Source organism: Streptomyces sp. NPDC058663 (assembly GCF_042716745.1).
Classification (GTDB): Bacteria; Actinomycetota; Actinomycetes; order Streptomycetales; family Streptomycetaceae; genus Streptomyces.
This window is the reverse complement of the sequence record NZ_JBHXRV010000004.1, coordinates 117673-144155: the sequence shown is the minus strand read 5'-3', so window position 1 is coordinate 144155 and position 26483 is coordinate 117673. Positions and strand designations below refer to the sequence as shown.

General features: G+C 72.2%; 22 protein-coding genes and 1 pseudogene. 12 read left to right on the top strand and 11 right to left on the bottom strand.

Annotation, left to right across the window (positions count from 1 at the left end):
- Positions 1 to 119 precede the first annotated feature (119 nt).
- Positions 120 to 635, top strand: a pseudogene (locus ACFWVV_RS04480) (alkene reductase); the annotation flags it as partial.
- 69 nt (positions 636 to 704) lie between these two features.
- Here ACFWVV_RS04480 and thpD read toward each other — a convergent pair.
- The 5 genes from thpD to ACFWVV_RS04455 all read right to left on the bottom strand — a co-directional run bounded on the left by thpD (position 705) and on the right by ACFWVV_RS04455 (position 5455).
- Positions 705 to 1619, bottom strand: a complete 915-nt coding sequence (gene thpD / locus ACFWVV_RS04475) for an ectoine hydroxylase (protein ID WP_384349713.1) — start codon at positions 1617 to 1619, stop codon at positions 705 to 707.
- Between the two features lie 3 nt (positions 1620 to 1622).
- Positions 1623 to 2021, bottom strand: coding sequence for an ectoine synthase (locus ACFWVV_RS04470; RefSeq protein WP_362415251.1), 399 nt, complete (start codon positions 2019 to 2021; stop codon positions 1623 to 1625).
- Between the two features lie 83 nt (positions 2022 to 2104).
- The gene (gene ectB / locus ACFWVV_RS04465; protein WP_384349710.1) at positions 2105 to 3373 is read right to left on the bottom strand and encodes a diaminobutyrate--2-oxoglutarate transaminase; all 1269 of its coding nucleotides are present in this window, start codon (positions 3371 to 3373) and stop codon (positions 2105 to 2107) included.
- Between the two features lie 79 nt (positions 3374 to 3452).
- Entirely contained in the window at positions 3453 to 3989 is a 537-nt protein-coding gene (gene ectA / locus ACFWVV_RS04460) for a diaminobutyrate acetyltransferase (protein ID WP_384349707.1), read from the bottom strand.
- A gap of 338 nt (positions 3990 to 4327) precedes the next feature.
- On the bottom strand, positions 4328 to 5455 hold the full coding sequence (locus ACFWVV_RS04455; protein ID WP_384349704.1) for a pyridoxal-phosphate-dependent aminotransferase family protein: 1128 nt from the start codon (positions 5453 to 5455) through the stop codon (positions 4328 to 4330).
- Between the two features lie 73 nt (positions 5456 to 5528).
- On the opposite strand from ACFWVV_RS04455, the gene ACFWVV_RS04450 reads away from it, so the two are divergent.
- Positions 5529 to 6617: an amidohydrolase family protein gene (locus tag ACFWVV_RS04450; RefSeq protein ID WP_384349701.1), complete on the top strand. Its 1089-nt coding sequence runs from the start codon at positions 5529 to 5531 to the stop codon at positions 6615 to 6617.
- A gap of 316 nt (positions 6618 to 6933) precedes the next feature.
- Complete coding sequence (locus ACFWVV_RS04445; RefSeq protein WP_384422605.1) at positions 6934 to 7887, top strand: SCO1860 family LAETG-anchored protein; 954 nt, start codon at positions 6934 to 6936, stop codon at positions 7885 to 7887.
- A 58-nt stretch (positions 7888 to 7945) separates the two neighbouring features.
- On the opposite strand, the gene ACFWVV_RS04440 is transcribed toward ACFWVV_RS04445, so the two are convergent.
- From ACFWVV_RS04440 to ACFWVV_RS04430, 3 genes are all read right to left on the bottom strand, one after another.
- Positions 7946 to 10861 carry a hypothetical protein gene (locus tag ACFWVV_RS04440; RefSeq protein WP_384349695.1) on the bottom strand — a complete coding sequence of 972 codons (2916 nt, stop codon included), beginning with the start codon at positions 10859 to 10861 and terminating at the stop codon, positions 7946 to 7948.
- A 102-nt stretch (positions 10862 to 10963) separates the two neighbouring features.
- Positions 10964 to 12031 (bottom strand): aminotransferase class V-fold PLP-dependent enzyme, encoded by a 1068-nt coding sequence (locus ACFWVV_RS04435; RefSeq protein WP_384349692.1) that lies wholly within the window; start codon positions 12029 to 12031, stop codon positions 10964 to 10966.
- Positions 12032 to 12206: 175 nt separating this feature from the next.
- Positions 12207 to 12917, bottom strand: coding sequence for a DsbA family oxidoreductase (locus ACFWVV_RS04430; RefSeq protein ID WP_384349842.1), 711 nt, complete (start codon positions 12915 to 12917; stop codon positions 12207 to 12209).
- A 221-nt stretch (positions 12918 to 13138) separates the two neighbouring features.
- Here ACFWVV_RS04430 and ACFWVV_RS04425 point away from each other — a divergent pair, with 221 nt between their 5' ends.
- The 4 genes from ACFWVV_RS04425 to ACFWVV_RS04410 all read left to right on the top strand — a co-directional run bounded on the left by ACFWVV_RS04425 (position 13139) and on the right by ACFWVV_RS04410 (position 17909).
- Entirely contained in the window at positions 13139 to 14140 is a 1002-nt protein-coding gene (locus ACFWVV_RS04425) for a hypothetical protein (RefSeq protein WP_384349690.1), read from the top strand.
- Complete coding sequence (locus ACFWVV_RS04420) at positions 14137 to 15603, top strand: sensor histidine kinase (RefSeq protein ID WP_384349687.1); 1467 nt, start codon at positions 14137 to 14139, stop codon at positions 15601 to 15603. The genes ACFWVV_RS04425 and ACFWVV_RS04420 overlap by 4 nt, the downstream gene beginning before the upstream one ends.
- Positions 15600 to 16277, top strand: coding sequence for a response regulator (locus ACFWVV_RS04415; RefSeq protein WP_384349684.1), 678 nt, complete (start codon positions 15600 to 15602; stop codon positions 16275 to 16277). The genes ACFWVV_RS04420 and ACFWVV_RS04415 overlap by 4 nt, the downstream gene beginning before the upstream one ends.
- Before the next feature lie 171 nt (positions 16278 to 16448).
- Positions 16449 to 17909, top strand: a complete 1461-nt coding sequence (locus ACFWVV_RS04410; protein WP_384349839.1) for a peptidoglycan D,D-transpeptidase FtsI family protein — start codon at positions 16449 to 16451, stop codon at positions 17907 to 17909.
- Between the two features lie 62 nt (positions 17910 to 17971).
- On the opposite strand, the gene ACFWVV_RS04405 is transcribed toward ACFWVV_RS04410, so the two are convergent.
- A complete protein-coding gene (locus ACFWVV_RS04405; protein ID WP_384349682.1) occupies positions 17972 to 19339 on the bottom strand; it encodes a S28 family serine protease in 1368 nt (455 codons plus the stop codon).
- A 109-nt stretch (positions 19340 to 19448) separates the two neighbouring features.
- Positions 19449 to 20051 carry a TIGR03086 family metal-binding protein gene (locus ACFWVV_RS04400; RefSeq protein ID WP_384349679.1) on the bottom strand — a complete coding sequence of 201 codons (603 nt, stop codon included), beginning with the start codon at positions 20049 to 20051 and terminating at the stop codon, positions 19449 to 19451.
- A gap of 202 nt (positions 20052 to 20253) precedes the next feature.
- On the opposite strand from ACFWVV_RS04400, the gene ACFWVV_RS04395 reads away from it, so the two are divergent.
- From ACFWVV_RS04395 to ACFWVV_RS04385, 3 genes are all read left to right on the top strand, one after another.
- The gene (locus ACFWVV_RS04395; RefSeq protein ID WP_384349676.1) at positions 20254 to 21075 is read left to right on the top strand and encodes an NAD-dependent epimerase/dehydratase family protein; all 822 of its coding nucleotides are present in this window, start codon (positions 20254 to 20256) and stop codon (positions 21073 to 21075) included.
- Positions 21076 to 21212: 137 nt separating this feature from the next.
- Positions 21213 to 22448 carry a TerD family protein gene (locus ACFWVV_RS04390; RefSeq protein ID WP_384349673.1) on the top strand — a complete coding sequence of 412 codons (1236 nt, stop codon included), beginning with the start codon at positions 21213 to 21215 and terminating at the stop codon, positions 22446 to 22448.
- 141 nt (positions 22449 to 22589) lie between these two features.
- The gene (locus tag ACFWVV_RS04385; RefSeq protein WP_384349670.1) at positions 22590 to 22766 is read left to right on the top strand and encodes a hypothetical protein; all 177 of its coding nucleotides are present in this window, start codon (positions 22590 to 22592) and stop codon (positions 22764 to 22766) included.
- A 129-nt stretch (positions 22767 to 22895) separates the two neighbouring features.
- On the opposite strand, the gene ACFWVV_RS04380 is transcribed toward ACFWVV_RS04385, so the two are convergent.
- Positions 22896 to 23123 (bottom strand): hypothetical protein, encoded by a 228-nt coding sequence (locus ACFWVV_RS04380; RefSeq protein WP_384349668.1) that lies wholly within the window; start codon positions 23121 to 23123, stop codon positions 22896 to 22898.
- Between the two features lie 516 nt (positions 23124 to 23639).
- On the opposite strand from ACFWVV_RS04380, the gene ACFWVV_RS04375 reads away from it, so the two are divergent.
- Both ACFWVV_RS04375 and ACFWVV_RS04370 read left to right on the top strand, forming a co-directional pair.
- On the top strand, positions 23640 to 26015 hold the full coding sequence (locus ACFWVV_RS04375) for a PQQ-binding-like beta-propeller repeat protein (protein WP_384349665.1): 2376 nt from the start codon (positions 23640 to 23642) through the stop codon (positions 26013 to 26015).
- 178 nt (positions 26016 to 26193) lie between these two features.
- The gene (locus tag ACFWVV_RS04370) at positions 26194 to 26442 is read left to right on the top strand and encodes a hypothetical protein (RefSeq protein ID WP_384349662.1); all 249 of its coding nucleotides are present in this window, start codon (positions 26194 to 26196) and stop codon (positions 26440 to 26442) included.
- The last annotated feature ends 41 nt before the right edge of the window (positions 26443 to 26483 follow it).

Genomic DNA, 26483 nt, shown 5'->3' with positions numbered 1-26483 from the left:
TGTCGTCTCCCGCTGATCGGTGTCGTCCCCCGCTGATTCCTCCACTTTAACTTGGTCGGCCAATTAATCCGCTACAGTATGACCACGGGCATTTACTTGGCCGACCAACCTTTACGTTCGCGCACCGCACCAACCTGCGCGACGACGAGTGGGGCGGCAGCGTCGAGAACCGCATCCGGTTCGCCGTCGAGACGGCCCGGGCGGTCGCCGCCGAGATCGGCGCGTCGCGCACCGCGATCCGGCTGTCCCCCGGCAACCCGTACAACGACATCACCGAAACCGATGTCGCCGAGACGTACGAGGCCCTGGTCGGCGCGCTCGCACCCCTCGGTCTCGCGTACCTGCACGTCACCGAGGCCACCGGCGAGTTCCGCGCGCTCACCGGGGTACTGCGGGCCACGTTCGGCGGGCCCTTCGTGCTCAACCCGTTCACCGAGGGCCCGACAGACCACCGGGCGCTCGCCCTGCTGGACGACGGGGCGGCCGACGTGCTCGCGTTCGGCGCGCTGTTCCTCGCCAACCCCGACCTGCCCGCCCGCCTCGCGGCCGAGGGCCCGTACAACACCCCCGACCCGGCCTCCTTCTTCGGCGGTACGGAGAAGGGCTACACGGACTATCCCGCGCTGACCGCGTGAGGTGCGCCGCGCAGCCGGGGCGGGACCCCACGAGGAGGTCCCGCCCCGGCAACGTACGCGCGCGGGAAGCTACTTCACCGGAGTGAAGTCCCGCGCCCCGATGAAGTCCGGTCGGGGGACGGGGGCCGCGAAGGGCTCCACCGCCGTGTTCTCCACGCTGTTGAACACGATGAAGACGTTGCTGCGGGGGTACGGCGTGATGTTGTCGCCGGAGCCGTGCATGCAGTTGCAGTCGAACCAGGTGGCCGAGCCGGCCCGCCCGGTGAAGAGCGTGATGCCGTGCGCGTCCGCCATCCGGGTCAGCGCCTCGTCCGAGGGGGTGCCCGCGTCCTGCATCTGGAGGGACTTCTTGTAGTTGTCCTTCGGCGTCTCGCCCGCGCAGCCCAGGAAGTGCTTGTGCGAGCCGGGCATGATCATCAGCCCGCCGTTGGTGTCCAGGTTCTCGGTCAGCGCGATCGAGACGGACACGGTCCGCATGTTCGGCAGACCGTCCTCGGCGTGCCAGGTCTCGAAGTCCGAGTGCCAGTAGAAACCGGAGGCGCCGAAACCCGGCTTGACGTTGATCCGCGACTGGTGGACGTAGACGTCCGAGCCGAGGATCTGGCGGGCCCGGCCCACCACCCGCGGGTCGCGCACCAGCTGGGCGAAGACCGTGCTGAGTTTGTGGACCTCGAAGACCGACCGTACGTCCTGCGACGAGGGCTCGATGATGGAGCGCTCGTCGGCCCGCACCGCCGGGTCGGCCACCAGCCGGTCCAGCTCCGCGCGGTACAGCGAGACCTCCTCGTCCGAGATGAGCTGGTCGACGGCGAGGAAGCCGTCCCGCTCGAAGCCCGCCAGGTCGCTTCCCGAGAGGGGGCCCTCGGTGCCGGGCGCCGACCAGACGACCGGGTCCTGGCGCGGGGTGGTCACCTCGGTGGCACCGCGCGTCGGGTAGAGGTCGCCGGTCATGGAGCCCGCAGGCTGGGTGAGTACGTCGGTCATGGTTCAGGCCTCCTCGGTCAGCAGCGGGTAAACGCCGTTCTCGTCATGGTCCTCCCGTCCGGTGACGGGAGGGTTGAACACGCACACGCACCGGAAGTCGGTCTTCGGGCGCATGGTGTGGCGCTCGTGGCCGTCCAGCAGGTACATGGTGCCGGGCTCGATCCAGTGGGTCTCGCCCGTCTCGTCGTTGGTGAGCTCCGCCTCACCCTCGACGCACAGCACGGCCTCGATGTGGTTCGCGTACCACATCTGGGTCTCCGTACCCGCGTAGAGGGTGGTCTCGTGCAGGGAGAAGCCGACCTTCTCCTTGGCGAGCACGATGCGCTTGCTCTCCCAGGTGCCGGTCTTCGCCTTCACATGGCGGTCGGTTCCTTCGATGTCCTTGAACGAGCGGACAATCACGGTGACGTGGGCCTTTCTCTTGACTCGGTGGGCGTGCGGCGACGGGGCGCCGGGCGGTCTCGCGGACCGCGCGTGACGAGGGGTCAGGCGGTCTCGCGGACCGCGCGCGCCAGGATGCGCAGGCCCTGGTCGAGCTCGTCGGCGGAGATGGTGAGCGCAGGAAGCAGCTTCACGACCTCGCTCTGCGGGCCCGAGGTCTCCAGGAGCATGCCGAGCTCGAAGGCGCGCCGGCAGACGGCGGTGGCGCGGTCCTTGTCGGTGAACTCGATGCCCCAGACCAGGCCGCGGCCGCGGAAGCTCACGCCGGCCTCGGCGTTCTCGTCGGCGATGGCGAGCAGGGCGCGCTCGACGAGTTCGCCGCGTGCCAGGGTCTGCTTCTCCATCTGCCCGTCCGCCCAGTAGGCGTTGAGCGTGGCGGCGGCGGTGACGAAGGCGGGGTTGTTGCCGCGGAAGGTGCCGTTGTGCTCGCCCGGCTCCCACACGTCGAGCTCCGGCTTGAACAGGCAGAGCGACATGGGCATGCCGTATCCGCTGATCGACTTCGACAGGGTGACGATGTCCGGCTGGATGCCCGCCTCCTCGAAGGAGAAGAACGCGCCGGTGCGGCCGCAGCCCATCTGGATGTCGTCGACGATCAGCAGCATGTCCTGGCGGTGGCACAGGTCCTGGAGGGCGCGCAGCCACTCGGCGCGGGCGACGTTGATGCCGCCCTCGCCCTGCACGGTCTCCACGATCACGGCGGCGGGCTTGTTGAGGCCCGAGCCCTGGTCCTCCAGGAGGCGCTCGAACCACATGAAGTCCGGGACCGTGCCGTCGAAGTAGTTGTCGAACGGCATCGGGGTGCCGTGCACCAGCGGGATGCCCGCTCCGGCGCGCTTGAACGCGTTGCCGGTGACGGCGAGCGAGCCCAGCGACATGCCGTGGAAGGCGTTGGTGAAGGAGACGACCGACTCGCGGCCCTTGACCTTGCGGGCCAGCTTCAGCGCGGCCTCGACGGCGTTGGTGCCCGTCGGACCGGGGAACATCACCTTGTACGGCAGGTCGCGCGGGCGCAGGATCACGTTCTGGAACGTCTCCAGGAAGGCGCGCTTGGCGGTGGTCGCCATGTCCAGGCCGTGGGTGATGCCGTCCCGCTCGATGTAGTCGATCAGGGCCCGTTTCAGCACCGGGTTGTTGTGCCCGTAGTTGAGGGACCCGGCGCCGGCGAAGAAGTCGAGGTAGGTGTGGCCGTCCTCGTCGTGGAGGTGGCTGCCCTGCGCGCGGTCGAACACGGCGGGCCAGCTGCGGCAGTAGCTGCGGACCTCGGACTCGAGGGTTTCGAAGACGCTCAGGGCAGGGGGGGTGATGGTCACAGCGATCTCCTGGGATGGGGAGAGGGTGTACGAAGAAGAAGTGCGCGGGCATGCCCGCGAGGGACGGTGCGCGTACGGCTCAGGCCGCGACCGGGGCGATCCGGTACAGCACCTCGGGCAGGTGGCTCTCGCCCGAATCGGCCGGGAAGACGCCCTCGTCGAAGAGGACCTCGCGGCTCACGGTCGCGCCACGGCGCTCCGCGTACGAGGTGAACAACCGGTCGGACGGGACGTTGTCCGGCGTGATGGTCGTCTCGACGGTGCTGATGCCGTGGCTGGCGGCGACCTTCAGGGTCAGCGCGTCCAGCAGCGTGCCGGCCAGGCCGCGGCCGCGGTGCGCGTCGTCCACGGCGACCTGCCAGACGACCAGCGTCTCGGGGCGCTCCGGGCGGACGTAGCCGGTGATGAACGCAATCGGGTCGCCACCGGGCCGGTCGCGGGCGACCACCGAGGTCGTCGCGAAGTCGCGACACCACAGGAGGTAGCTGTACGAGGAGTTCAGGTCCAGGACCTCGGAGTCGCGGGCAATGCGCCAGATCGCAGCTCCGTCCTCCACTCGCGGGCTGTCGATCTCCAAAACTGATGTGGTTACTGGGTCTGCTTGTGCGGCAGTCATGTCGGTGAAATTTACCGAGCAAATTCAAAAAATGCATGGTGGTGCGGGGTTGGCCAAAAGCACTGAACGTGTTATCGCGCGAGCGCGAGCCGTCGGCACACCGATCGCAAATGAAGACGATTTGCCCGGAAATTACCGGGCAAATCGTCTTGCATGTGGGGTCGGTCACACGCCCGAAACACCTGTGAACCCCCTACGAAATCTTGGCGTTTAGGCCCGGGAAGAGCGGGCATAAGAAAACGGGAAGCTGCGGTGAATAAGCAGCTTCCCGTTTTCTGTGAACTTCTGTGAATTCCAGGGAATGGCATGCAATCCCGTCGACAATTACCTGTGAATTATTAGCCGGGCCAGGTTTCCGCCACGGCACTCCGGGCAGAAGCGGTCTTCCCTCCCGGCGCGCCGAGCTCCTCCAGCGCACTGCCCAGCGCCGTCAGCGAGGCGAGCACCGCCTCGCGGGTGGCGTCCGCGCCGTAGTGGTTGACCCGGAGCATCTCCTTGGCGAGCGCACCGCCGCCCGCGACCAGCGGGACCGCCGGGTCGAGGGCAAGGGCCCTCGCGACGACCTCGGAGGCGTCCAGGGAGCCGGTCACGCGCAGGGTGGTGGCGACGGGGGCCGCGTCCTGGGCCTCGTACACGAACGGCTCGATGCCGCCGCCGAGCGCGAGGGCACCCGCCCGCGTCGCCGCGGCGGCCGTGGCGTGCCGCGCCATGACGGCGTCGAGCCCCTCGGTCTCGATGCGCTCCAGGCAGGCGTCCAGGGCCAGCATCTCCAGCTGAGCGGGGGCGAACATCAGCGCCTTGCGGCCGCCGTCGATCCACCGCTGCTTCCAGTCCAGCAGCGAGAGGTACGAGGCGCGGGGCGCGTCCGGGTTGGCGGCGAACCGCTCCCAGGCGCGGGCGCTCACGGAGACCGCGGAGACCCCGGCCGGGCCGCCCATCGCCTTCTGCGCGCCGATGACGCACATGTCGACGCCCCACGCGTCCGGTTCCACCGGCTCGGCGCCGACCGAGGCGACCGCGTCCAGGGAGAACAGGGCTCCGTGCGCGCGCACGACTTCTCCGATCTCCGCGACCGGGTTGGTGTTGCCGGTGGCCGCCTCGGCGTGCACCAGCGAGACGAAGTCGGTCTGCGGGTGCACGGCGAGCGCCTCGGCGACCTGGGCGGCGGTGACCGCCGTGTGGAACGGCACGGCGAGGTCGATCACGGTGGCGCCGCAGTCCCGCAGCCAGTTGCCGAAGGTCTGCCCGTAGGGGCCCGTGACGATGTTCAGCGCGGTCGAGCCGCGCCGGGCCCCGGCCCTGATGCAGCCTTCCAGGGGCAGCAGCGCCTCGCCCTGCATGATCACCACGTCCTGCTCGGTGCGCAGCAGGGCGGCGACGCGGCGCTCGATGCGGGCGAAGTCCGCTGCGGTCACGGGGGGCAGGTCCAGCAGCGGGTGCGGAGTGTGCGGGGGCTTCACGGTCACGGGAGAGCTCTCTTCGGATCAGTGTGCGGTGCTACCCGGCCGAGGGTAGCTGGCCGCTCGTACAGTGCTCGGCATGAGTGATCACGAGGTGCTGCACGTGAAGGGGCGGGTGCTGGCCGGGCCCGAGGACGTACGCGAGGAGGTCTGGGCGGTGGACGGCCGGCTGACCTACGAGCGGCCCCCCGGCGACGGCTTCGCGGTGATCGAGGGATGGGTGCTGCCCGGCCTGGTGGACGCGCACTGCCATGTGGGGCTCGATGCGCACGGGGCGGTGGACGCGCAGACCACCGAGAAGCAGGCGCTCACCGACCGGGGGGCGGGGGCGCTGCTGCTGCGGGACGCCGGTTCGGCGGCGGACACCCGGTGGGTCGACGACCGCGCCGATCTGCCGAAGATCATCAGGGCGGGCCGGCACATCGCCCGGACCCGCCGTTACATCCGCAACTACGCGCACGAGATCGAGCCGGGCGATCTGGTGGCCTATGTGGCGGCCGAGGCGCGGCGCGGCGACGGCTGGGTGAAGCTCGTCGGTGACTGGATCGACCGGGAGGCCGGGGATCTCACCCCGTGCTGGCCGCGCGGCGAGGTGGAGGCCGCCATCGCCGAGGCGCACCGTCTTGGCGCGCGGGTGACCGCGCACTGCTTCGCGGAGAACTCGCTGCGGGACCTGGTGGAGGCCGGGATCGACTGTGTCGAGCACGCGACGGGGCTGACCGAGGACACCCTGCCGCTCTTCGCGGAGCGCGGGGTGGCGATCGTACCGACGCTGGTGAACATCGCGACCTTCCCGCACCTCGCGGACGGCGGCGAGGCCAAGTTCCCGCGGTGGTCGGCCCACATGAGGGAACTGCACGCCCGCAGGTACGACACCGTGCGCGCCGCCTACGACGCGGGCATCCCGGTCTTCGTCGGCACCGATGCCGGGGGCTCGCTGCCGCACGGGCTGGTCGGCGAGGAGGTCGCCGAGCTGGTCAGGGCGGGCATTCCGGCCCTGGACGCGCTGAACGCCACCGCGTGGGGTGCCAGGCGCTGGCTGGGCCGGCCTGGGCTGGAGGAAGGAGCTCCGGCGGACCTGGTGGTGTACGAGGCGGATCCGCGGGCGGACGTACGGGTGCTGGGGGCGCCGCGGCACGTGGTGCTGAACGGGCGAGTGGTGGAGTGAGGGCGGCAGCCGGAGCGAACAGGGGTGGCGGGGCGCGCGGTTGACGCGGGGGCGGCTCCGGCAGGGGTACGTACCCCTGGTGCGCCTCCCCGGGACGGTGATTCTGCCGGGGTGGGCACGAACACCGTGCCGGAGCGGACGCGAGGAAACGAACGCACGGCCGGAAACTCCCCTTTGGAGTGAACTCACCCCAGGTGTCTCCCCATTCACTCTCCGTGCGTAAGGATTCCGGTGTCCCGGTCGTCGGCCGCACCCACGGTGTCCCCCGTGGCGGGTGGGCCGGACGGCACCAATTACTCGTGGGGGTTCCACCACCTTGAACAGCTCTCTCTTCCGCATGCCCGCACGCCGTTCCGCCGCAGGGGCGCTGACGTTCGCCCTGGCCGCCGGGCCGATGGCGCTGCTGGCGGCGGCTCCGGCGCACGCCACTGGTTCCGGCGGTTCCGGCGGGAAGGCCGGCGCGTCCGTACTGCGCGCCGGACTCGACGTGTCGCTCCTCAACAAGTCGGTGAACGTGCCGCTGCGGACCTCCCTCAACGAGGTGCGCGCGCCCGGCACCGCGGCCCGCACCGCGCTGGCCGTGACCGTCGACGGTGTCGACAAGGGGCAGCCGGTGTCGATGCTGAAGGCGGACGTCGCCACGGCGAAGGCCGACGTGACGGGCGACCGGGCCGAGGGCCGCGCGGAACTCGCCCACGCGAAGGTCCACGTCCCCGGACTTCCCCTGCTCTCCCTCATCGAGGTCGAGAAGATCACCTCGCGTGCGGTGTGCGTGGCGGGCGCCCGCCCCGAGGCCGGGGCGAACGCGCTGGGCCGGGTCACGGTGCTGGGCAAACGGATCACCCTGACGGCGGGCGGGGTGAGCAGGGTGCGGGTCCCGGCGGTCGGCGAAGTGACCCTGACCCTGTCGAAGACGGACACGACGACGCGGACGGCCGCGGCCGCGGCGCTGGAGCTCAAGGTGTCGGTGAATCCGCTGAAGCTGAACGTGGCGGAGGTGGAGGGCGTGGTGACGCTGGCGGAGACGAGTTGCACCACTCCGCAGGTGCAGACCGTGCAGCGCGAGGTACCGGCGGCCCCGAAGCCCCCGGCGGCTCCGGCAGTTGCGGCGCCCGCACCGCAGACGGTGGCGGCCGCACCGGTCAACCTGGCGGAGACCGGCGGGAGTCCGGCGACACCGTACCTGGTGGGCGGCGGCGCGCTGCTGCTGGCCGCGGGCGGCGGGGCCGTGGTGTGGGCGCGCGGCCGGCGGACCGGGGCGGACGGCTGAGGCTGCCGGACATGTCCGGTGCGGCGGTCGCGGAAGGGCCGCCGCACTGAACCGGCCGCTACACCGGGCAGTGGGTCCGCGGGTCCGGTCGCAGTTTGCCCGGGAGGTCGCCCAGCAGGAAGTCGCAGGCGGGCGAGTCCTTCAGCGCGGAGATGCTGTCGATCCGCAGGACGGCGAGGATGCGCTCGTTGCCTATCCGCGACGTGCCGAAATCGACCGGGCCGGTCGCGCCCTGGAACGTGGTGTCCCTGAGCTGCTGGGCGACTGCCGCCCGGTGCGGCGAGGCGGGCCGGTGCTGCGACTCCAGCTGCTTGCGCACCTCCGAGACCGTGTGCACGACCAGCTCCGCCACGTCGTACGCCATGCCCGTGCGCTCGGCGGGCCACGGCGTCGTGGGCCCCTCGGACGTGCCGTCCTTCTCCGGCGGGAACTCCGCCTCCAGCTCGTCGCGCAGCTCCCGGTAGCCCGCGCAGAAGCTCTGCAGCGAGTCCCCCTTTCCCAGCGCCGCCGCGGGCTCCCCCTTCTCGGCACACGACTTCCCGGCCAGCGTGACGAGGCTGCCCATCCCCACGTACGACATGGGCCGCCCGGCCAGGTCCGGATCGGCGAGGCGGTTGCCCTGTGCGACGAACCGGGACACCGCGTCGGCCGCGACGATCAGCGGCAGGTCCGCCAGGTCGGTGCACCCCTTGGTGGCGGCCCGCATGAACTCGCCGAAGGCGCCCTCGCGGCCGATGTAGAAGACCATCTCCTGCCTGCGGTCCCGGTTGCCCGCGCACAGCGAGGGCACGCCGTCGGCCCTGCCCTTCCACGGAGCGTCGCCCTGCGGGATCTTCAGCCGGGCCAGTTCCTTCCTGGTCGCGCCGAGCAGGGTGCTCACGTACTCGTCGGCCTGCTCCGGATGGTGCAGTTCCACCTTCCCGGCGCCGCGGTGGAGGGCGTACTCGGCGATCAGCCGGGCCTGCACCGTGTTGTCCGGGACCATCTGGAAGTAGAGGGGCGAAAGGGTGCCAAGACCCGTGCCGGTGAGCGTGGTACTGATCGTCGGAACTCCGGCCAGGCCGATCTCGGTGATCGCCTCCTTGGTCTCCCTCACCGTGCGGTCGAGACCGACCACCGCCATCACCGACGGGTCCTCCTCGAACAGCGGCCGGAGCATCTCCCGCACCACCTGCGGGGCCTGGCGCATCCCGTCGCCGCCGTTGGCGACGACGACGCGGAGCAGCGGTTCCCCGAGGGACTTGATGTCGTTCTGCGCCCGCTGCCGCAGGAGCATTCCCTCCAGTTCCTCGGCGGCCGCGTGGTCGGTGTCCGGGTCGTCCTTGTGGTGCGTGAGGCCGACGAAGTGCACGAGGGTGACGTACGGGCGCTCGGGCCGTTCGCGGTGTTTCTCCGCCGCCTTGCGGTTCTGCTCGAAAAGCGCTCTCTGGGCCTTCACCAGCCGCTTGTTGACGCCGAAGACCTGCACCTCGTTGTCGCTGTAGCCGATGCACTGCCTGACCCCGGGGGCCAGCTCGGCCGTGCGCACCGAGACCCCCTCGTACAGGGCGTCCCTGAAGTAGGTGCAGTCGGCGCCCCACTCGTCGGCCACGCTCAGGGTCACCGGCAGCAGCGCCAGCGCCAGCAGGCCTGCCGCCAGTGCCTCCCCGACCCCCCGCCGGCTCAGTACGGGCGGCGCGGGCGCCTCGAAGGCCGCGGTCCGCCGGCCCCTGGACGGCGCGGCGGCGCTCTGCGCGGGCGGGAGCGCGATCCACACGTAGCGGGCGCTGTCCGCCAGCTGCTGCCGCTTGCGGGGCAGATGGTCCTCCCAGTCCTCCAGGGCGGTCCGCGCCTCCGTGGCGGGGTGGAGTGCGCCGCCCTCGCCCGCTTCGAGCATCGCGGGCCGCTCGTCGCCGGCCGCGACCACCAGGAGCGGATCGAGGTCACCGGTCACGTTGCGGACCTGGGTGATCAGCCGCAGGAGCTCCCAGCCGCCGTTCTCCTCGGTGACGTTGTCCAGCAGGACGGTGAGGTACGCGGTGCGCCGCCATCCCGCACGGCGGGGGAACACCCGCCTGCGGCTGCGCCGGTAGGTCCTGCGCAGGTCTTCGAGGAAGGCGTGCACCAGCAGCTTCTTGATCTCCGCCAGGTCCTCGGAGTCACGGTTGTCCAGGGTGAGGCGGCTCGCGAGCCCGCGGAACGTCGTCGAGTGCGGGGCCATGAAGGGCTGCCGCATGAACCAGCGGGCCTCCTGCGCCAGGCCCGTTCTGCGCAGGCCCAGCAGCCGGCCGACCTCGGCGAACAGCCGCAGCAGCGAGGCGACGAAGTTGAGCGGCGGGGGCGAGGCGTTCACCGTGTCGGCCACCACGCCGGGGTCCAGCTGGTGCGCCCCGGCGCCCCGGCCGCGGAGCAGTTCGCCGACCTCTCTGTCCTTCTCGCCCTGCCGCGCCGCTTCCGAGAGGTCTTCGGTGGTCAGCCAGGCGGCGAGCCGGTAGAAACCGAACCGGAAGGGGCGCGTGGGGCTGCGGGTGTCGTTGCCGAGCGCGGTGGCCAGCCGGTTCAGCAAGGGAAGGAGCGGCTCGGGCGGTGGCGGCGGTTCGGGCTGCTCCGGCCGTAGGGCCTGGTCGGGCCGTGAGGGTTGCTCCGGCCGTAAGCCCCGGTCGGGCCGCGAGGGCTGCTCGGGCCGGCGGGACCCGCCGTCCGGCGTATGCGCCGGGCCGGACTCCCCCGCGCCGTTCCCCGCGGTGGTGGCGCCGGCGTCGAGGTAGCAGTGCGGCGCCCGGTGCCGGCTTTCGGACGCCCGCCATCTCTCGCCCAGGTCTCCGAGGAAGCCGTTCGGTCCCTGGTCGCGGATCAGGCAGACCAGGGGCAGCGGACGCTCGCCGCGCACCTCGTTCTCCGGGGTGCGCTCCAGGAAGCGCTTGCGCCGGGTCAACTTCCTTATCACGTCGAGCAGTTCGGTGGCGCCTGCGAAGTCCCGCTCCGTGAGAGGCATGGAAAAGTCTACCCACGCCCGCCCCTGCGGACGCAGGAGCTTGCCCGGAAACCACCCGGCCCGACCATGCCGGGCCGACCATGCCGGGCCGGGTGGCCGGCCCTAGTCCCGCCCCAGCACTTCCAGCACCCTTTCGACGTCCGCCGTCCCGTTGTACAGGTGGAACGACAGCCGGAGGTTGCCCGCGCGGGCCGAGGCCCTGATTCCGGCGCGGGCCAGGTCGTCCGCCCGGTCACCGAGGCCGGGCACGGCCACCACGGCGGAGCCCGGGGAGGCGACCGGGGTGCGGCCCAGGTCGCTCAGGCCGGCCCGGAGGCGGCCGGCGAGCGCCGCGTTGTGGGTGCCGATCGCTTCGAGCCCGAGCGACTCCACGAGCTCCAGGGAGCGGACGGCACCCTCGTAGCAGAGGAACGGCGCCGAGGCGTCGAAGCGCCGGGCGGAGCGGGCGAATTCGGTGACCGGGCCGTAGGTGCTGGCCCAGGTGTCCTCGGCGGCCACCCAGCCCGCCTGCACCGGTACGAGGTGTTCCTGGGCGTCCTCGGAGACCGTCAGGAAGGAGACGCCGCGCGGGCAGAGCAGGAACTTGTAGCCCCCGGCCACCGTGTAGTCGTAGGACCCGGCCGAGGAGGGCAGCCAGCCCGCCGACTGGGAGAGGTCCGCGAGGGTGCGGGCGCCGTGGGCGGCGGCGGCCGCCCTGACCGCCGCGTCGTCGGCGATCCGGCCGTCCGCCGACTGCACCGCCGACCAGGCCACCAGGGCCGTCTCCGGGCGGACCTCGGCGGCCAGGTCGTCCAGCGGGACGTACCGCACCTTGAGGTCGCCGCGTACCGAGAAGGGGGTGACGAGGGAGGCGAACTCGCCCTCGGGGATCAGGACTTCGGCGCCGGTCGGCAGCGCGTTCGCGATCACCGAGACGTGCACCGCGACCGAGGTGCCGACGGCGACCCGCGCGGCGGGCACCGACATCAGCCGCCCGTAGGCCTCGCGCGCCTGCTCGAAGGACTCGTAGGTGCCGGGGTTGGGGGTGGTGCCGGTGGCGTTCTGCTCGACGAGGGCCTTGACCGCTTCGACGGTACGGCGCGGGGTCAGACCGTACGAGGAGGTGTTGAGGTAGGTCGTCTCGGGGGCGAACTCTTCCGGGGCGAGGCTGCGGAGAGGAGTAGACGTCATGCGGGAACTCTGCCCCGCCGGCCAACGCCCCGTCCACCGGAAATCCCGCCCCGCCCGGCGGCTCCCGTCCACTGGGAATCCCGCCTTGCCGGGCGGCTTCCGCCCACCGGGAAACCCCGGCGCGGCGGTCAACTCCCTTCCGCGGGCTTCCCCTTCGTCCGCCCGGGTGCGACGGCTACGCGCAGTTGCCGTCCGCGTCGCAGGCCGCGCCGTCGGCGTCCGGCGTGGAGGCGAGCGCCGTCAGCGGGCCGCGGCTCCGCCAGGCCTGCTCCAGCGCCTGGGTGAAGACCTCGGCCGGCTGGCCGCCGGAGACTCCGTAGCGGCGGTCGAAGACGAAGAACGGCACGCTGTTCGCGCCCAGTTCGGCGGCCTCGCGCTCGTCGGCCCTGACGTCCTCGGCGTACGCGGCCGGGTCGGCGAGCACCGCGCGCGTCTCCTGCTCGTCCAGCCCGGCGCGCACCGCGAGCGTCACCAGGACCTCGTCGTCGAAGACGGAGTGCTCCTCGGCGAAGTTCGCCCGGTAGGCGAGGTCGAGCAGCTCGCTCTGCAGGCCGCGGGCCTTGGCCAGGTGCAGCACCCGGTGGATGTCGAAGGTGGAGCCGTTGTCCCGGCCCTCGGTGCGGTAGCCCAGGCCTTCGGCGTGCGCGTTGGCGGCGACGGTCTCCTCCATCGCCTGCGCCTGCTCACGGGTGCGCCCGTACTTCTGGGCGAGCAGGTCGACCACGGGGACGACGTCGTCCTTGGCGCGGCTCGGGTCGAGCTCGAAGGAACGGTGCACGACCTCGACGTCGCCCCGGTGCGCGAACTCCTCGAGCCCCTTCTCGAAGCGGGCCTTGCCGACATAGCACCAGGGGCAGGCGATGTCGGACCAGATTTCCACGCGCAGAGGGCCGGAAGCGGGGGCGGTGGCGGGCGTGACCATGGGTTTTCTTCTCTCGGATCGCACAAGTACAAGTGTCAACAAAGGGGGCAACGAAGGCGGACGCCCTGCCATTCCCGGCTCAACGGGGATTCCCGGCCAACGGGCAATCGTCTCCCCCGCACGGCGGAGGCGGATCACCGGCAGGCAGGACGTACCCGGGCCGCGTGGCCGGGAGGGTGAAGGGCATGACACACACTCCGCTCGCCGCACCCGCAGTTCAGGCTGCATGCGCCATCCCTCCGTCGCCCGCCCGTCGCGTCCTGCGGGCCCTGGCCGTCGTCTCCTGCGTCCCGTACCTGGCCCTCAAGGTCAGCTGGATCGCGGGCGGCCGGCTGGGCATCCCCGACGGGAGCTTCCTGCTGGCGCACTCGGACACGATGGCGCTGGTCAACGCGGGCACCGTCCTGATGGACACCTGCGTGATCGTGCTGGCCCTGCTGCTCACCCAGGCGTGGGGACGCCGGGTTCCCGCTCCCGTCCTCACGCTGCCCATGTGGGCGGCCACCGGACTGCTCGCTCCGATCATGACGGCCTTCCCGGTCCAGCTGGCGGTCAAGGTGTTCACCGGCGGCGGACCCGCCCCCGCGGGCAGTGCGCCGTTCCTGGACGAGTGGGTCTTCGGGGTGGTGTACGGCGGCTTCCTCGTGCAGGGCGCCGCCCTGGGCGCGCTGTTCGTGCTGTATGCCCGGGAGCGGTGGGGGCACCTGTGGCAGGGGGCGGTCCGCGGGCTCGCGCCGCAGAGTGTGGTGGTGCGCGCCACGGCCGTGGTGACCGCCGTCCTGGCCGCGCTCGTCGCCGTACCGCACGCGGTGCGGGCGGCCGGTGCGGGCGCGGGCCTCGCGGTGGGCGGCGGGGAGAACGGGACGGGCGTGCTGTCGCTCGACGAGCGGATCGTGGACGGTGTGCACGCCTCGTTCGCCCTGCTCCTGGCAGTGAGTCTGCTGGTGCTCGCCCTGCGGCTCGGCGGCGGGCTGCCGCTGAGGGTGCCGCTGGCCGGGGCCTGGGCGGCGTCGGCCGCGCTCGGCTGCTGGGGCGGCTGGCAGCTGTTCGGCATCGCTCTCATGGGCGACGACGGAATGCGGCCCATCACGGCGCTGACGCTGACCTACGCTGTCCAGATGATCACCGGATTCCTCGCCCTGGGCGGCGGCACCGCGTTCTTCCTGCGGCGACGGCACACCGCATGAGCCCTGCGCGGCTGGAGTGGCTGCTGGGCCGGCGGGCGCGGGCGGGCTGGCTCCATCTGATCGTGGGCGCCGCCCTGTTGATGCCGTTCTACCTGGTCGCGGTGGTGGTGGTCGGTCCGGTGGTCGGTGCGCCCAACGTCTTCGTTTCCGTACCGGCGCAGTTCCTGGCGCTGCTGGCCACCTTGCCGATGACCGCCGTCTTCGGGCTGTTCGCCCCGGCCAGGCCGCTCTCGGTGGCGGCGGTCCGCTCGCTGAAGCTGCTGCCCGACGCGGCGGGCGGCGGCGACGGGCTGGCGGGCGGGGCGGCGGGGACGCGGGCGGCGCGGGTGCGGACCGCCGGGTGGTTCACGCTGCACCTGACCCTCGGCGGGGTGATCGGCGGGGCGTCGCTCGCGCTGACGCCGTTCGCGGTGCTGCTCGTCGTGCTGCCGTTCGTGCCTGCGCTGCGGGGCACCGGCTTCGACGTCCCGCCGCTCACCGGCGACACCTGGACGCTCGTGCTCTCGCCGGTGATCGGTGTCGTGTCGATGGTGCTGCTGGCGGCGGCGAGTGCCGGGTCGGCCGCGCTGCTGGCCCGGGCGGCGCCCGTGCTGCTCGGGCCGACCCCGGCCGACAGGCTCGCGGCGGCGGAGCGGCGGGCCGCCGATCTCGCGGTGCGCAACCGGCTGGCGCGGGAGCTGCACGATTCGGTGGGGCACGCGCTGAGCGCGGTGACCCTCCAGGCGGGGGCGGCCCGCAAGGTGCTGGACAGCGGGCGGGCCTCGGACGTGGAGTTCGTCCGGGAGGCACTGGCCGCCATCGAGGAGACCACCCGCCGCACGGTCGGCGAACTCGACGCCGTACTGGGTGTGCTGAGGCGGGGCGAGGACAGTCCGGCGGACGGCGGCGCGGACTTCTCCGGCCCCGCCCTGGACGCGCTGGACGACCTGGTGGCCCGCAGTGGCGTGCCGGTCGCGCGCACCGGGGAGTGCGACCCGGCCGAAGTCCCCGACCCGGTGTCGCGGGAGGCGTACCGGATCGTCCAGGAGGGCCTGAGCAACGCGCTGCGGCACGGCGGCCAGGTCCCGGTGTCACTCCATGTCGCTCTGACGGAAGGCGAGTTGGAGATCGTGCTGGAGAATCCCCTGCCGGCCGGCGGGCCCGTGGTGCGCCCCGGCGGCGGCCGCGGGCTGCGCGGCACGGCCGAGCGGGCGATCCTGCTGGGCGGACACAGCACGGCCGGGCCGCAGGACGGGATGTGGCGGCTCTACGCCCGGCTGCCGCTCGCACCGGACACCGGCGCGGCCCGCACGTCCGCAGCCTCCCGCACGTCCGAAGCCTCCCGCACGTCCGACGCCTCCAGCACCTCCTGCACCTCTGACACCTCCCAGTCCTCTGACACCTCCGACGCCACCCGCACCGCCCGCGCACGCCGTACCCGCCGGTCCCCCCGTACCTCTCGCAAGGAAGGCGGCACCCGATGACCCACCCTGCCCCCGGTTCCCCTCCCGTCCGCGTCGTCCTCGCCGACGACGAGCGGATGGTCCGCACCGCGCTGCGCGTCATCCTCGAAGCGGAACCCGATCTGGAGGTCGTCGGGGAGGCGGCCACGGGCGCCGAGGCGGTCTCGGTGGTGCGGGCGCTGCGCCCCGATGTGGTGCTCATGGACGTACGGATGCCGGAGATCGACGGCATCCGCGCCACCGAGCAGCTGCTGGCCACTCTCGACCCGGCGCCCCGCATCGTCGTCGTGACCACCTTCGAGAACGACAGCTATGTGTACGAGGCGCTGCGCGCGGGCGCGGCCGGGTTCCTGCTGAAGCGGTCGGCGGCCGAGGACCTGGTGCAAGCGGTCCGGCTGGTCGCCCGGAGCGACAGCCTCCTGTTCCCGGCGGCGGTGCGGGCGCTGGCCGCCGAGTACGGCAGACACACCGGGTCGGCGGCCCCGCCGTGGGTGAACCGGCTCACCGACCGGGAGCTGGAGGTGCTGCGGCTGATGGCCAAGGGCCTGACCAACGCGGAGATCGCCGCCGCCCTGGGCTTCGGGGCGGCCACCGCGAAGACCCATGTGGCGGCGGTACTGGCGAAGACCGGGGCCAGGGACCGCACCCAGGCGGTGATCGTGGCCTACGAATCGGGCTTCATCCGGCCCCGCTGACGGCCCTGCTGACGGCCCCGCTGACTCCCCGCTGACGCCCTGCTGAGGCCCCCGCTGACGGCCCCGCTGACCGGCACGCCGTGAGAGGGCGGCCGGTCCCGATGAAGAAACCATGAGAAACGGGGCGTGACGGGAACACCCGGACGCCTCTCGCTCGTCCTTCTGAGCAGGATGAACAAGACGATCAGGCACGCCGCGGTCTTCTGCCTGCTGCTCGTCCTCGCCCTTCTGGTGCGGGTGACCTGGGTGCAGGCGTACGAAGGCAAGGCGCTCGCAGACCACAAGGACAACCGGCGGAACATCGTCGCGCAGTACGCGAACCCGCTCGGGAACATCATCGTGGCCGGTTCCCCGGTCACCGGATCGACGAGGACGGAGGGCAGCGACCTCGCCTACCAACGCACGTACACCGACGGCAAGCTGTACGCGGCGGTGACCGGCTACAGCTCGCAGGTGTACGGGGCCACGCAGCTGGAGGGCATCTACCGCGACGTGCTGGACGGCACGGACAACCGGCTGAAGAACCCCGCCGACCTGCTGACGGGCAAGCCCACCCGGCCCGGCAACGTGGTGACGACGATCGACCCGGCCGTCCAGCAGGCCGGGGCCGAGGCGCTCGGCGACAAGAAGGGCGCGGCCGTCGCGATCGACCCGAAGACGGGGCGCATCCTCGGCATGGTCAGTACCCCCAGCTACGACCCGTCGAAGATCAGCGGGCAGGACGGCGGCGAGGAGTGGCGCAGGCTGACCGCGGGCAGCGACGAGGACAAGGCCATGACGAACCGGGCGATGCGCCAGCCGCTGCCGCCCGGCTCGACGTTCAAGCTGGTCGTGGCGTCGGCCGCGCTGGAGAACGGGCTGTACGCGTCGGTGGACACCCCCACAGGGAGCCCCGACCCGTACACCCTGCCCGGCACCCGGACGGTCCTGCACAATGAGAACCGGTCCGCGCCCTGCGAGAACGCGACCCTGCGCACCGCGCTCAAGTACTCCTGCAACAACGTCTTCGCGAAGCTGGCCGTGGACCTGGGCCAGGACAAGGTGCAGGCGATGGCGGAGAAGTTCGGCTTCAACAACGAGCAGCTGGACGTGCCGGTGCGGGCGTACGAGAGCGTGTACCCCAAGGGCATGGACAAGGCGCAGACGGCGCTGTCCGGCATCGGCCAGTTCGACGTGACGGCGACGCCGCTCCAGATGGCGATGGTGTCGGCGGCCCTGTCAAACGGCGGCGAGATGCCGGCCCCGCACATGGTGTCCGAGGTGACCACGGCCGGCGGCGACGTCCTGGAGAAGTACGAGGACGGGGCGGGCTCCCGGCGCGTGGTCTCGGAGCGGACCGCCGAACAGCTCCGCAGCGCGATGGTCACGGTCGTCGAGGACGGCACGGGCACGAACGCCCGCATCCCTGGCGCGGAGGTCGGCGGCAAGACCGGCACCGCGCAGCACGGCCTCAACAACAGCAAGACGCCGTACGCCTGGTTCACCTCGTACGCGAAGAGCGCGTCGACGGGCAAGGAGGTCGCGGTGGCCGTCATGATCGAGGACTCCGGCGCGGCCCGCTCGGAAGTCAGCGGAAACGGTTTGGCGGCCCCGGTGGCCCAGAAGATGATGAAGGCCGCACTGGGCGGCTGAGCCCTCATGGCCCGGCGGCGTGTCCGGCACGGCACCACTCGGCCGTGCCGGACACGTACGGGCTACTTCACGCCCGCCCACCGCTTGACGGTGGCCTCCGCCTCGGCGCGCTGCTCCGGGGTCAGCTTGGAGATCAGGGCGCCGTGGTTGGTGTTCGGGGCGACGTACAGGTGCGAGTCGTGGCGCGAGGGGCGGTAGCGCTCCGCGCTCCACGGGTCGTTCTGCCCGTACACGAACATCATCCGCTCGCCGCGGGTCTTCACCCAGCGGTCGACGTCCTTGGCGTCCCAGCCGCTGTACGAGGTGCGCATGTCGGCGGGGAGCAGGGAGTTGGGCTGGTAGATGTCCGGGTGATTGCGGACGTCCCGCAGGTGCTTGAACTTCAGGTCGGCCCAGCCGAGCTGGGCGGCGGCCTGCCGGTAGTAGGGGCCGGTGCCCGCGGGGCCCGCGTCGCTGTCGGAGTAGATCGACAGGCCGTGGCCGAGCGACCAGTCGTAGAGCTCCTTGTCGGTGGCCTTCTTCGCGTCCGGGACGGTCGGGCAGTTGGTGTAGGAGCCGGACTGCCAGAAGTTCCAGACCTGGTCCAGGACGGAGAACTCGTAGGCCCTGTCGGTGGTCCCGAGCTGCTGGAAGGTGAGGCCCTGCTCCTTGGAGGTGGCCTCGAAGAGCGGCAGGATGCTCTTGCGGCGGACCAGCATCTCGCGCTGCACGGCGTCCAGTGCGGTGCGGCACTCGGGGGTGCCGACGGTCTTGAAGAAGTTGTCGTAGACGTGGTCGTCGCGGTTGTCCGCGTCGTTGGGGGCGACGTAGGCGACGACGGCGTCCAGGTCCCCGGGATAGAAGCGCTCGTGGTAGACCTGCGTCATGCCGCCCTTGCTGGCGCCCGTGCCCAGCCACTTCGCCCGGTAGATGCTCTTCATGGCCTGCACGATGTTGTGCTCGTCGGCGGCCTGCTGCTGGATGGTCAGCTTCCGCCAGTCGGTCTTCCCCGCGGGGACGGACTTGGCGAAGAAGCGGTGCTCGACGCTGACCTGGTTGGCACCCAGCAGCGTGGTCAGCTCCCTGGTCGAGGACGAGAGGGTGTAGCCGCCGGTGAAGTGGACCATCGGGGCCGCCTCGTCCTTGTGCCACAGCGTGAACTGCTGCTCGAAGGTGCCGCGGCGGGGGTTCTGGTGGTCGACGGGCTGTCTCAGGGTGAGCGTGAAGAAGGGGCGCCCCTCCTTCTCCGTCTGGGAGACGATGCGCAGTCCTTCGATGCGCTCCAGCTTCTCGCGGATGCTCGTGGCGTCCGCTTCGGCGGCAGCGGTCCTCGCGCTGCCGGCCGCGGGTGCCGCGGCCGCGGGTGCCGCGGTGGCGGCGCTGCCGGTGAGCACGCTGGTGGCGGCTATGAGTCCGGCACAGAACAGGCTGGGAAGTACCTTGGTACGCAAGCTGATTCCCCTCGGGCGGATGGTGACGCAGTGGGATGTGCGTCGCAGCCACGCATGGTAGGCACGAGGGCGGGTCCGCCGTCAGCCCCCGAGGGGATTCAAGTGGCTGTTACACCCTGCTGGGTGTCCACTGCGGGTCGCGTCCGCCCAGCCCCACCACCCGGTCCACGAAGGGCGATCCGTACGGTACGTCGACGACGGGGCCGAACATCGGGGTCCGTGCCGGGTTGTCCGCCTCCGGGGCGAGCAGTGCGTACACCACTTGGAGGCTGGCGCGGTCGCAGCGGAAGGGCTGACCGGTGGCGCGCGCCAAATCCCAGCCGTGCAGCACCAGTTCGTCGAGGGCGACCTGCGCGGCGACGCCTGCGGGCAGGGTGACCCCGTCGGCCCGGGTGGTGCCCCGCCAGGCGTCCCGCCCGTGCCAGGCCTCGGCGAGTGCCGTGAGCCGGCGCGGCAGAGCCCGCCGCCAGTCGGGTGCCAGGGCGGGCCCTTCGGCGGGCTGTGGCGCCTGCCGTTTGCCCGCGGCCGCCCGGAACTCGGCGCTCACCCCCATGAGATGGGCCAGCAGGTCCCGTACGGTGAACGCCGCGCAGGGGGTCGGCGCGTCCAGGCGCGCGTCGGGGACACCGTCGAGCAGCCGGACCACCTGGCGGGCGGCCGGTGCGAGGTCGAACACGACTGCGGTGGCGGCGGCGGTCGTGGTGATGGTCATGAGGTCTCTCTCCTGAGGCCGGACGGAATGGTGCGGAGCCGTACCAGGGATGACCGGAGCCGCCGCGAAAACTCATCGGCCGAGGCCATCTCCAGCCACGAATCGCCGTGTCGCGTCCCGTACTTGACGGGGGGCTGCCCGGTACCTAGCGTCACGACGGTCGCCGACCCGTGCACACCGCTCAGGCCCAGGAGTTCTCTCCATGCCCGCATCGCCCGCCCCTTCCCGCACTCTTCTGCTGACCGGCGCGGCCGGCGGCATCGGCACCCTGATGCGGGGGCTGCTCCCGGCGTACGGATACACGCTGCGGCTCTTCGACGCCACGCCCATCGAGGGCGAGCCGACCGCGGTGACCGCGGACCTGGGCGACAAGGTGGCGCTGCGCGAGGCGGTGGCGGGGGTGGACGCCGTGGTGCATCTGGCGGGGATCTCCCTGGAGGCCCCGTTCGAGAAGATCCTGCGGTCGAACATCGAGGGGACGTACAACCTCTATGAAGCGGCCAGGGAGGCGGGTGTCGGCCGCATCGTCCAGGCCTCCAGCAACCACGCGGTGGGCTTCACCCCGCTGCCGGGCCCCGGCGGCCCGCTCGTCCCGGTGGACACCCCGCACCGCCCGGACAGCTACTACGGCCTGTCGAAGGCCTTCGGCGAGGATCTGGCCCAGTTGTTCTGGGACCGGGACGGCCTGGAGACGGTGTCGGTGCGGATCGGCGCGTGCTCCATGGAGCCGGCCTCGGTACGGATGCTCTCGGTGTGGCTCAGTCCGGGGGACGCGGCCCGTCTGTTCGTCGCGGCGCTGAGCGCGCCCTCGGTCGGACACACGGTGGTGTACGGCTCCTCGGCCAACACCCGGCTGCGCTGGGACCTCTCCTCGGCGAGGGCACTGGGCTACCTGCCCGAGGACGACTCCGAGCAGTACGCGCAGAAGCTGCTCGCCGAGCACGGCGAGCCGGAGCCCGGGGACCCGGACCACGACTTCCTGGGCGGTACGTTCTGCGTGGACCCGCCGCAGTGGCCGTACTGAACCCCCGTTACCGGTCCGGCAGGGGCGCACGGCCCGCGTCCTCCGCGAAACCGCTGGTCAGGGCAGCCTTCGCGGCATTCGGGGAATTCGTCGCAAGGTAAGGGAACGGCAAAGCCCTCCCGGTCGTTACCTGGGGCATGACCGCAATGACCTCTGGCTCGAACATTCCGCTTCCCACCGCCCGCGTGGCCGTGGACGTTGCCGCTCCGGTGCGGCTCGACGTGTCGGGCCTGCTGCTCACCGCCGACGGCAAGGTGCGCTCCGACGACGACTTCATCTTCTTCAACCAGCCCGCGGGCCCCGGCGTGACCTACCGCTCCGGCAACGGCACCGCGCCGGACGCGATCGTGGTGGACACCGGTGCGCTGCCGGCCGGCATCGAGCGGATCGTCGTCACCGCGAGCCCGGACGCCGCGGGCCAGACCTTCCAGGGCATCGAGCCGACCGCCACCGTGCGCGGCGCCGACGACAACAGCGTGATCGCCACCTTCACGCCCGCGCAGCTGGGCAGCGAGACGGCCCTGGTCGTCGTCGAGGTCTACCTGCGCAACGGCGCGTGGAAGGTCCGCGCGGTAGGCCAGGGGTACGCGAACGGGCTGGCGGGCATCGCCACCGACTTCGGCGTGAGCGTGGAGGAGCCCGCCCCGGCGGCCGCTCCGGCCCCCGCTGCCGCCCCCGCGGCCCCGCCGTCGGCCCCCACGCCGTCCTACGACCCGCGGAAGGCCGCCCCGCAGGCCGCCGCCGCCCCGGCAGCACCGGCCCCGGCAGCACCGGCCGCGCCCGCCCCGGGCAACGGGAAGATCAACCTGGACAAGGGCCGGGTCAGCCTGCAGAAGAACCAGACCGTCTCCCTGGTCAAGGGCGGCAAGCCGCTGCTCTCGCAGGTCAAGATGGGCCTCGGCTGGGAGCCCGCGTTCCGCGGCAAGGACATCGACCTGGACGCCTCGGTCATCGCCTACGACGGCAACCGCAAGATGATCGACAGCTGCTACTTCGGCAAGCTGTCCATCCTGAACGGCGCGATCAAGCACTCCGGCGACAACCTCACCGGTGAGGGCGCGGGAGACGACGAGGTGATCGTGGTCGACCTCGGCCGCATCCCGGCGGAGGCGACGGGGCTGGTCTTCACGGTGAACTCCTTCACCGGCCAGAAGTTCACCGAGGTCGCCAAGGCGTACTGCCGGCTGCTCGACGGCGCCACGGGCGAAGAGCTGGTCCGCTTCGACCTGACCGGCGCCGAGCCGCAGACGGGCGTGATGATGGCCAAGATGATCAAGCAGTTCAGTGGCGAGTGGGAGATGACCGGCCTCGGCGACTTCGTGAAGTCCCGCACCGTCCGGGGAATGGTCAAGCCCGCCGCCCAGGCCCTGTAACCCGGGTCACCCCGCCGCCCAGGCCTTGTAAGCGGGGTCACCCCGCCGCTCCGGGCGGCGGGGCCGCGGGAGAAGCTCACGTGACAGACACCACGCGCGATCGGCGTTTGGGGCCCCTGGCCCACCCGTAGCCTGGAAAGCATGTCCACCACCTCACCGCCCACCGCGGGCGGCTCCGAAGCGGACCGGACCAACGCGGCGATCCGCCGGCTCGTGGACGCGCAGACGACGACCGGGGCCTGGCCCTCGGAGGAGTACGAACTGCTCCTCGTCGAGTGGGCGGACGCGATGACCGAACCGACCGGAACCGCCGCCTGACGCCCGGTTCCCCCCGCTCCACCCTCTACGGGGTTTCTCCCCCGCACACGGCAAACGCCTCCGCTCCGTGCCCCAATCGTGATGATCGGGTAACGGGGCGGAGGCGTTTTGTCCCGGAGCCTCGGGGGCTCAGAGCTTGGTCAACTTGGAGTAGGGGCTGAGGATCCGCCCCTGACGCCCGGAGAAGTCGATGAGGACGGCGTGGTCTCCCTCGACTCCCACGACTCTTCCGAGTCCGAATTGATCATGCGAAACCCGGTCTCCCACCTCGTAGTTCTCAATGGGCGGGGCGGCCGGGGCCGGGACGTTGAAGGGACTGGACGGCAGGTGTCGCCGGGCTCCGGCTGGCTTAGTCATTACCTCCAGTATGCGCCCACCGGACGGTAGATGCCATGCCCGTCTCCCTGCCGCCTCCCTGGTCCGGGCCGTCACGGCCGTCCCACGGGCCCCGCCGGGTCCCTGCCGCGGACCGCCCGGCCGCCGGCGGCGGAACCCTCGGGAACACCAAGTCGGACAGCCCGTCGACGGTGTGCCGGCCGGGCGTGCCGGACGGCCCGCGGCCGGTCTCCTCCCCCTCCGGTTTCCCGTTGCGAGCGGTGCGGGGCCGTCAGGCCCGACTCCCCCTTCGAGTAGTCGCCCTCCCTGCCGTTCGAGCCGGATTCGACCGGGCGGGCGCTCCGGCCGCGCGACCCCGGTGCGCGCCACGGAAGGTGCGCAGGGCAGTGTTTCCCCGGGACGGATGGCGGCCGGGGCGGACGACGCCGTCGGCGTGGAGTGCGTCACCACGGGTGCGGCCCCGCAACCGCGCACCCCTTCCCGGGCGTCGCAGAGAGCGTCCGGGGTTCGGCCGGGCGTACGGGAGGGATTACGGGCATGGCAGCCGCAACATCCGCAGCCGGGCCTGCGCGGTACCGGGTCGTGGCGCCACTGGGCGAGGGCGCCGCCGGGCGGGTGGAGCTCGCGCACTGCCCCGGCGGGCGGCTGGTCGCCCTCACCACCGTGCACCCGCGCCTCGCCGCAGACCCGGACTTCCTGGAGCGGTTCCGCCAGGAGGTCACGGCGGCCCGGTCCGTCGACGACGTGCACACGGCCGCCGTCCTGGACGCGGACCCCGGGGCGCAACCCCCTTGGCTGGTCAGCGAGTTCTGCGCGGGCCCTTCGCTGGTGGACACGGTCAGCACGCTCGGCCCGCTGGACTCGGCGGCGCTGGGCACGCTCGGCGCGGCGCTGGCCGGGGCGCTCACCGCGGTGCACGCCGCCGGTCTGGTGCACCGCGACCTCAAACCCGCCCATGTCGTGATCACCCGGGACGGCCCCCAGGTCCTCGGCTTCGGCCTCGCGAAGCTCGTGAAGGGTGCCGTGGACGTGGACGGGAAGCCGTTGAAGGGTGCCGGGGGACCCACCGGCAAGCTGGGATTCCTCGCGCCCGAACAGCTGACCCGCGACATGGCCGGCCAGGTGGGCCCGCCCGCCGACGTGTTCGCGCTCGGTGCGCTGCTCGTGCTCTCCAGCACCGGCCGCAATCCGTTCGGCTCGGGGAGCGCCGCTCAGGTGCTGCACCGCACCCTGAACGAGCCGCCGGACCTGCTCGGCGTGCCGGACGAGGCCTGGCTGGGCTTCCTGCGCCGCTGTCTGGCACCGGCCCCGGCGGACCGGCCGACCGTCCCGGAGGTGCTCGACTGGACCTCTCGGCGGGCGGGGCAGGTGCCGTGGTGGCAGGAGGAGCCGATCCTCGGGGTGATCCGGGAGCACGAGGAGGCGACGGCCGAACTCGTCGCGGCCGGGCCGCAGCCGCCGGAGCCCGAGGACGAGATCCCGGAGGCGTTCCGCACCCCGCGAAGGGCCACCGACACCCGCCCGCGGCCCCCCGCCGACGCACCCCCGCCGGGCCGGCGCGACGTACCTCGCACCGAACCGGAAGTCGAACCGGAACCGGAGGCGCCTGTGCTCCCCGCTCCCCGCCGCCGCCGGTTTCTTGCCTGGGCGGGGGCGGCGGTGACCGCGGTGACGGGATCGGCGGCGGCGGCCGTCACCCTGCTCGACGGCGGCCCGAAGCCGGAGCAACGGCCGGCCGGAACGGCCGCGCCCGGCCCCGGGTGGCGCTCCGGCCGCGGCGTGTGGTCGCGCGCGCTCGACGCCTCGCCCGGTTACGGGGGTGAACTGCTGCGGCACGGCGACGCGTTGTACGTGCGGGCGGGCGGGGCACTGACCAAGCTGGACGCGTCGACCGGCACGGTGCGGTGGCGCTACGAGGAGGAGCACCTGGCGGGTGTCCGGGTGCAGGGCGACATGGTGTTCGTGCTGCGGCTGCCGCTCCGGGAGCCCGGGATCGTGGCCCTGGACGCGGTGTCCGGCGCGCGCCGCTGGGCGAGTGGTCCGCTCGTCCGCAACCCGTTCAGGCCGTTCGTTCCGAACTCGCCTTCGAGTGAATTGGACGGCGCATCGGCCCACTTGACGGTCTCTGCCACGTCGGTCTGCCTGGTGACGCATGCCGCCGACAGCACCGACTGGGAGCGCCGCGACGAGCACGGGCGGCGGTGGCGGGCGTACGGCTTCGCAGTGCGCGACGGCCGTCCGCTCTGGCACCGGGCGGGGACGGTGACCGGGGCCTGGGCGGTCCACCAGCACGGCGGCCGGCTCGCGGTCGCCACGTCCGAGCGGCGAGTCTCGCTGCGGGAGCCGGCGGACGGCCCGCTGATCGTCCTGCGCGACCGGGACGGCACGGTCGAGCGGGAGGTGCCCGGGGGTGCCGTCCATCCCCAGGCGCACGCGGGCTCGTCCGGAATCCGGTACTACCCGGGTGAGTCCGCGGTGGCCGCGGTGGATCTGGCGACCGGAACGCGGCTCTGGTCGCGTCCGGCGGGCGACGGGGCGACGGTCACCCCCACCGCCACCGCGGGGCTGGTGCACACCGGCACCCAAGGGGACCTGCGCGCCCTGGACGCGGTGACCGGGCATCAGCTGTGGGTGCGGGGGGACGTGTGCCGGATCGACGCCGACGACGCCGCGCCCCCGCTGGTGGCCGACGGCCTGCTCTACGCGTCGGGCCCGGACCCCGCGCTGCCCGCCGCCCCCGGGAGGCGTTCGGACGGCTGGGGCCTGCACGCCCTGGACCCGCGCACCGGTGCGCTGGAGTGGGCGATGCCGGTGGAGCGGATGGGCGGAGTACGGGCGGCGGCGGGCGGCGGTCTGGTCCATCTGTGCGTGGGCCGCGAGCTGGTGACGCTGCGCGGACCGGGCGCCTCGTAGAAGGCGGACCGGCCGCCTCGCAGAAGAAGGTCAACTCGGGCAGATCACCTGGATTCCCAAGATTTCGTGGTGAATGCCTTGACCGCCGGGGGCGGCGGCAATAGACATGCCCTACCGGCCTCGGTTCGGGGGAGCCCCGCCGGAACCACCGCACAGCGATTGCGAGGGGGCGAGCCATGTGGACGCAGGACAGGCCCGTGACCTCCATGAGAGCCGGCTGCTCCAGCCGGCCAATGTGACGGGAGTCGGCACCGGCAGGGACGAGTACTCGGGCGAGGACGTCATCGTCGTCTTCGTGACCCGTACCGTGGCCCGCGACCGGCTCCGTCCCGAAGACGTGGTGCCCAGGGAAGTCGAAGGCGTACCGGTGCGCGTGCTCGCGATCGGCGAGATCGACGCACAGGACACGGGCGGCGACAGAGCCTGAGGCGGCCGGCGTCCCCGCACAGGATCCGCACAGGACCCGGA

Coding starts and splice junctions, on each gene's coding strand:
- thpD (WP_384349713.1), bottom strand. CDS start 1,619: ATGACCGACGTACTCACCCAGCCTGCGGGCTCCATGACCGGCGACCTC.
- ectA (WP_384349707.1), bottom strand. CDS start 3,989: ATGACTGCCGCACAAGCAGACCCAGTAACCACATCAGTTTTGGAGATC.
- ACFWVV_RS04450 (WP_384349701.1), top strand. CDS start 5,529: ATGAGTGATCACGAGGTGCTGCACGTGAAGGGGCGGGTGCTGGCCGGG.
- ACFWVV_RS04440 (WP_384349695.1), bottom strand. CDS start 10,861: ATGCCTCTCACGGAGCGGGACTTCGCAGGCGCCACCGAACTGCTCGAC.
- ACFWVV_RS04435 (WP_384349692.1), bottom strand. CDS start 12,031: ATGACGTCTACTCCTCTCCGCAGCCTCGCCCCGGAAGAGTTCGCCCCC.
- ACFWVV_RS04425 (WP_384349690.1), top strand. CDS start 13,139: ATGACACACACTCCGCTCGCCGCACCCGCAGTTCAGGCTGCATGCGCC.
- ACFWVV_RS04420 (WP_384349687.1), top strand. CDS start 14,137: ATGAGCCCTGCGCGGCTGGAGTGGCTGCTGGGCCGGCGGGCGCGGGCG.
- ACFWVV_RS04415 (WP_384349684.1), top strand. CDS start 15,600: ATGACCCACCCTGCCCCCGGTTCCCCTCCCGTCCGCGTCGTCCTCGCC.
- ACFWVV_RS04410 (WP_384349839.1), top strand. CDS start 16,449: ATGAACAAGACGATCAGGCACGCCGCGGTCTTCTGCCTGCTGCTCGTC.
- ACFWVV_RS04400 (WP_384349679.1), bottom strand. CDS start 20,051: ATGACCATCACCACGACCGCCGCCGCCACCGCAGTCGTGTTCGACCTC.
- ACFWVV_RS04395 (WP_384349676.1), top strand. CDS start 20,254: ATGCCCGCATCGCCCGCCCCTTCCCGCACTCTTCTGCTGACCGGCGCG.
- ACFWVV_RS04390 (WP_384349673.1), top strand. CDS start 21,213: ATGACCGCAATGACCTCTGGCTCGAACATTCCGCTTCCCACCGCCCGC.
- ACFWVV_RS04385 (WP_384349670.1), top strand. CDS start 22,590: ATGTCCACCACCTCACCGCCCACCGCGGGCGGCTCCGAAGCGGACCGG.
- ACFWVV_RS04380 (WP_384349668.1), bottom strand. CDS start 23,123: ATGACTAAGCCAGCCGGAGCCCGGCGACACCTGCCGTCCAGTCCCTTC.
- ACFWVV_RS04375 (WP_384349665.1), top strand. CDS start 23,640: ATGGCAGCCGCAACATCCGCAGCCGGGCCTGCGCGGTACCGGGTCGTG.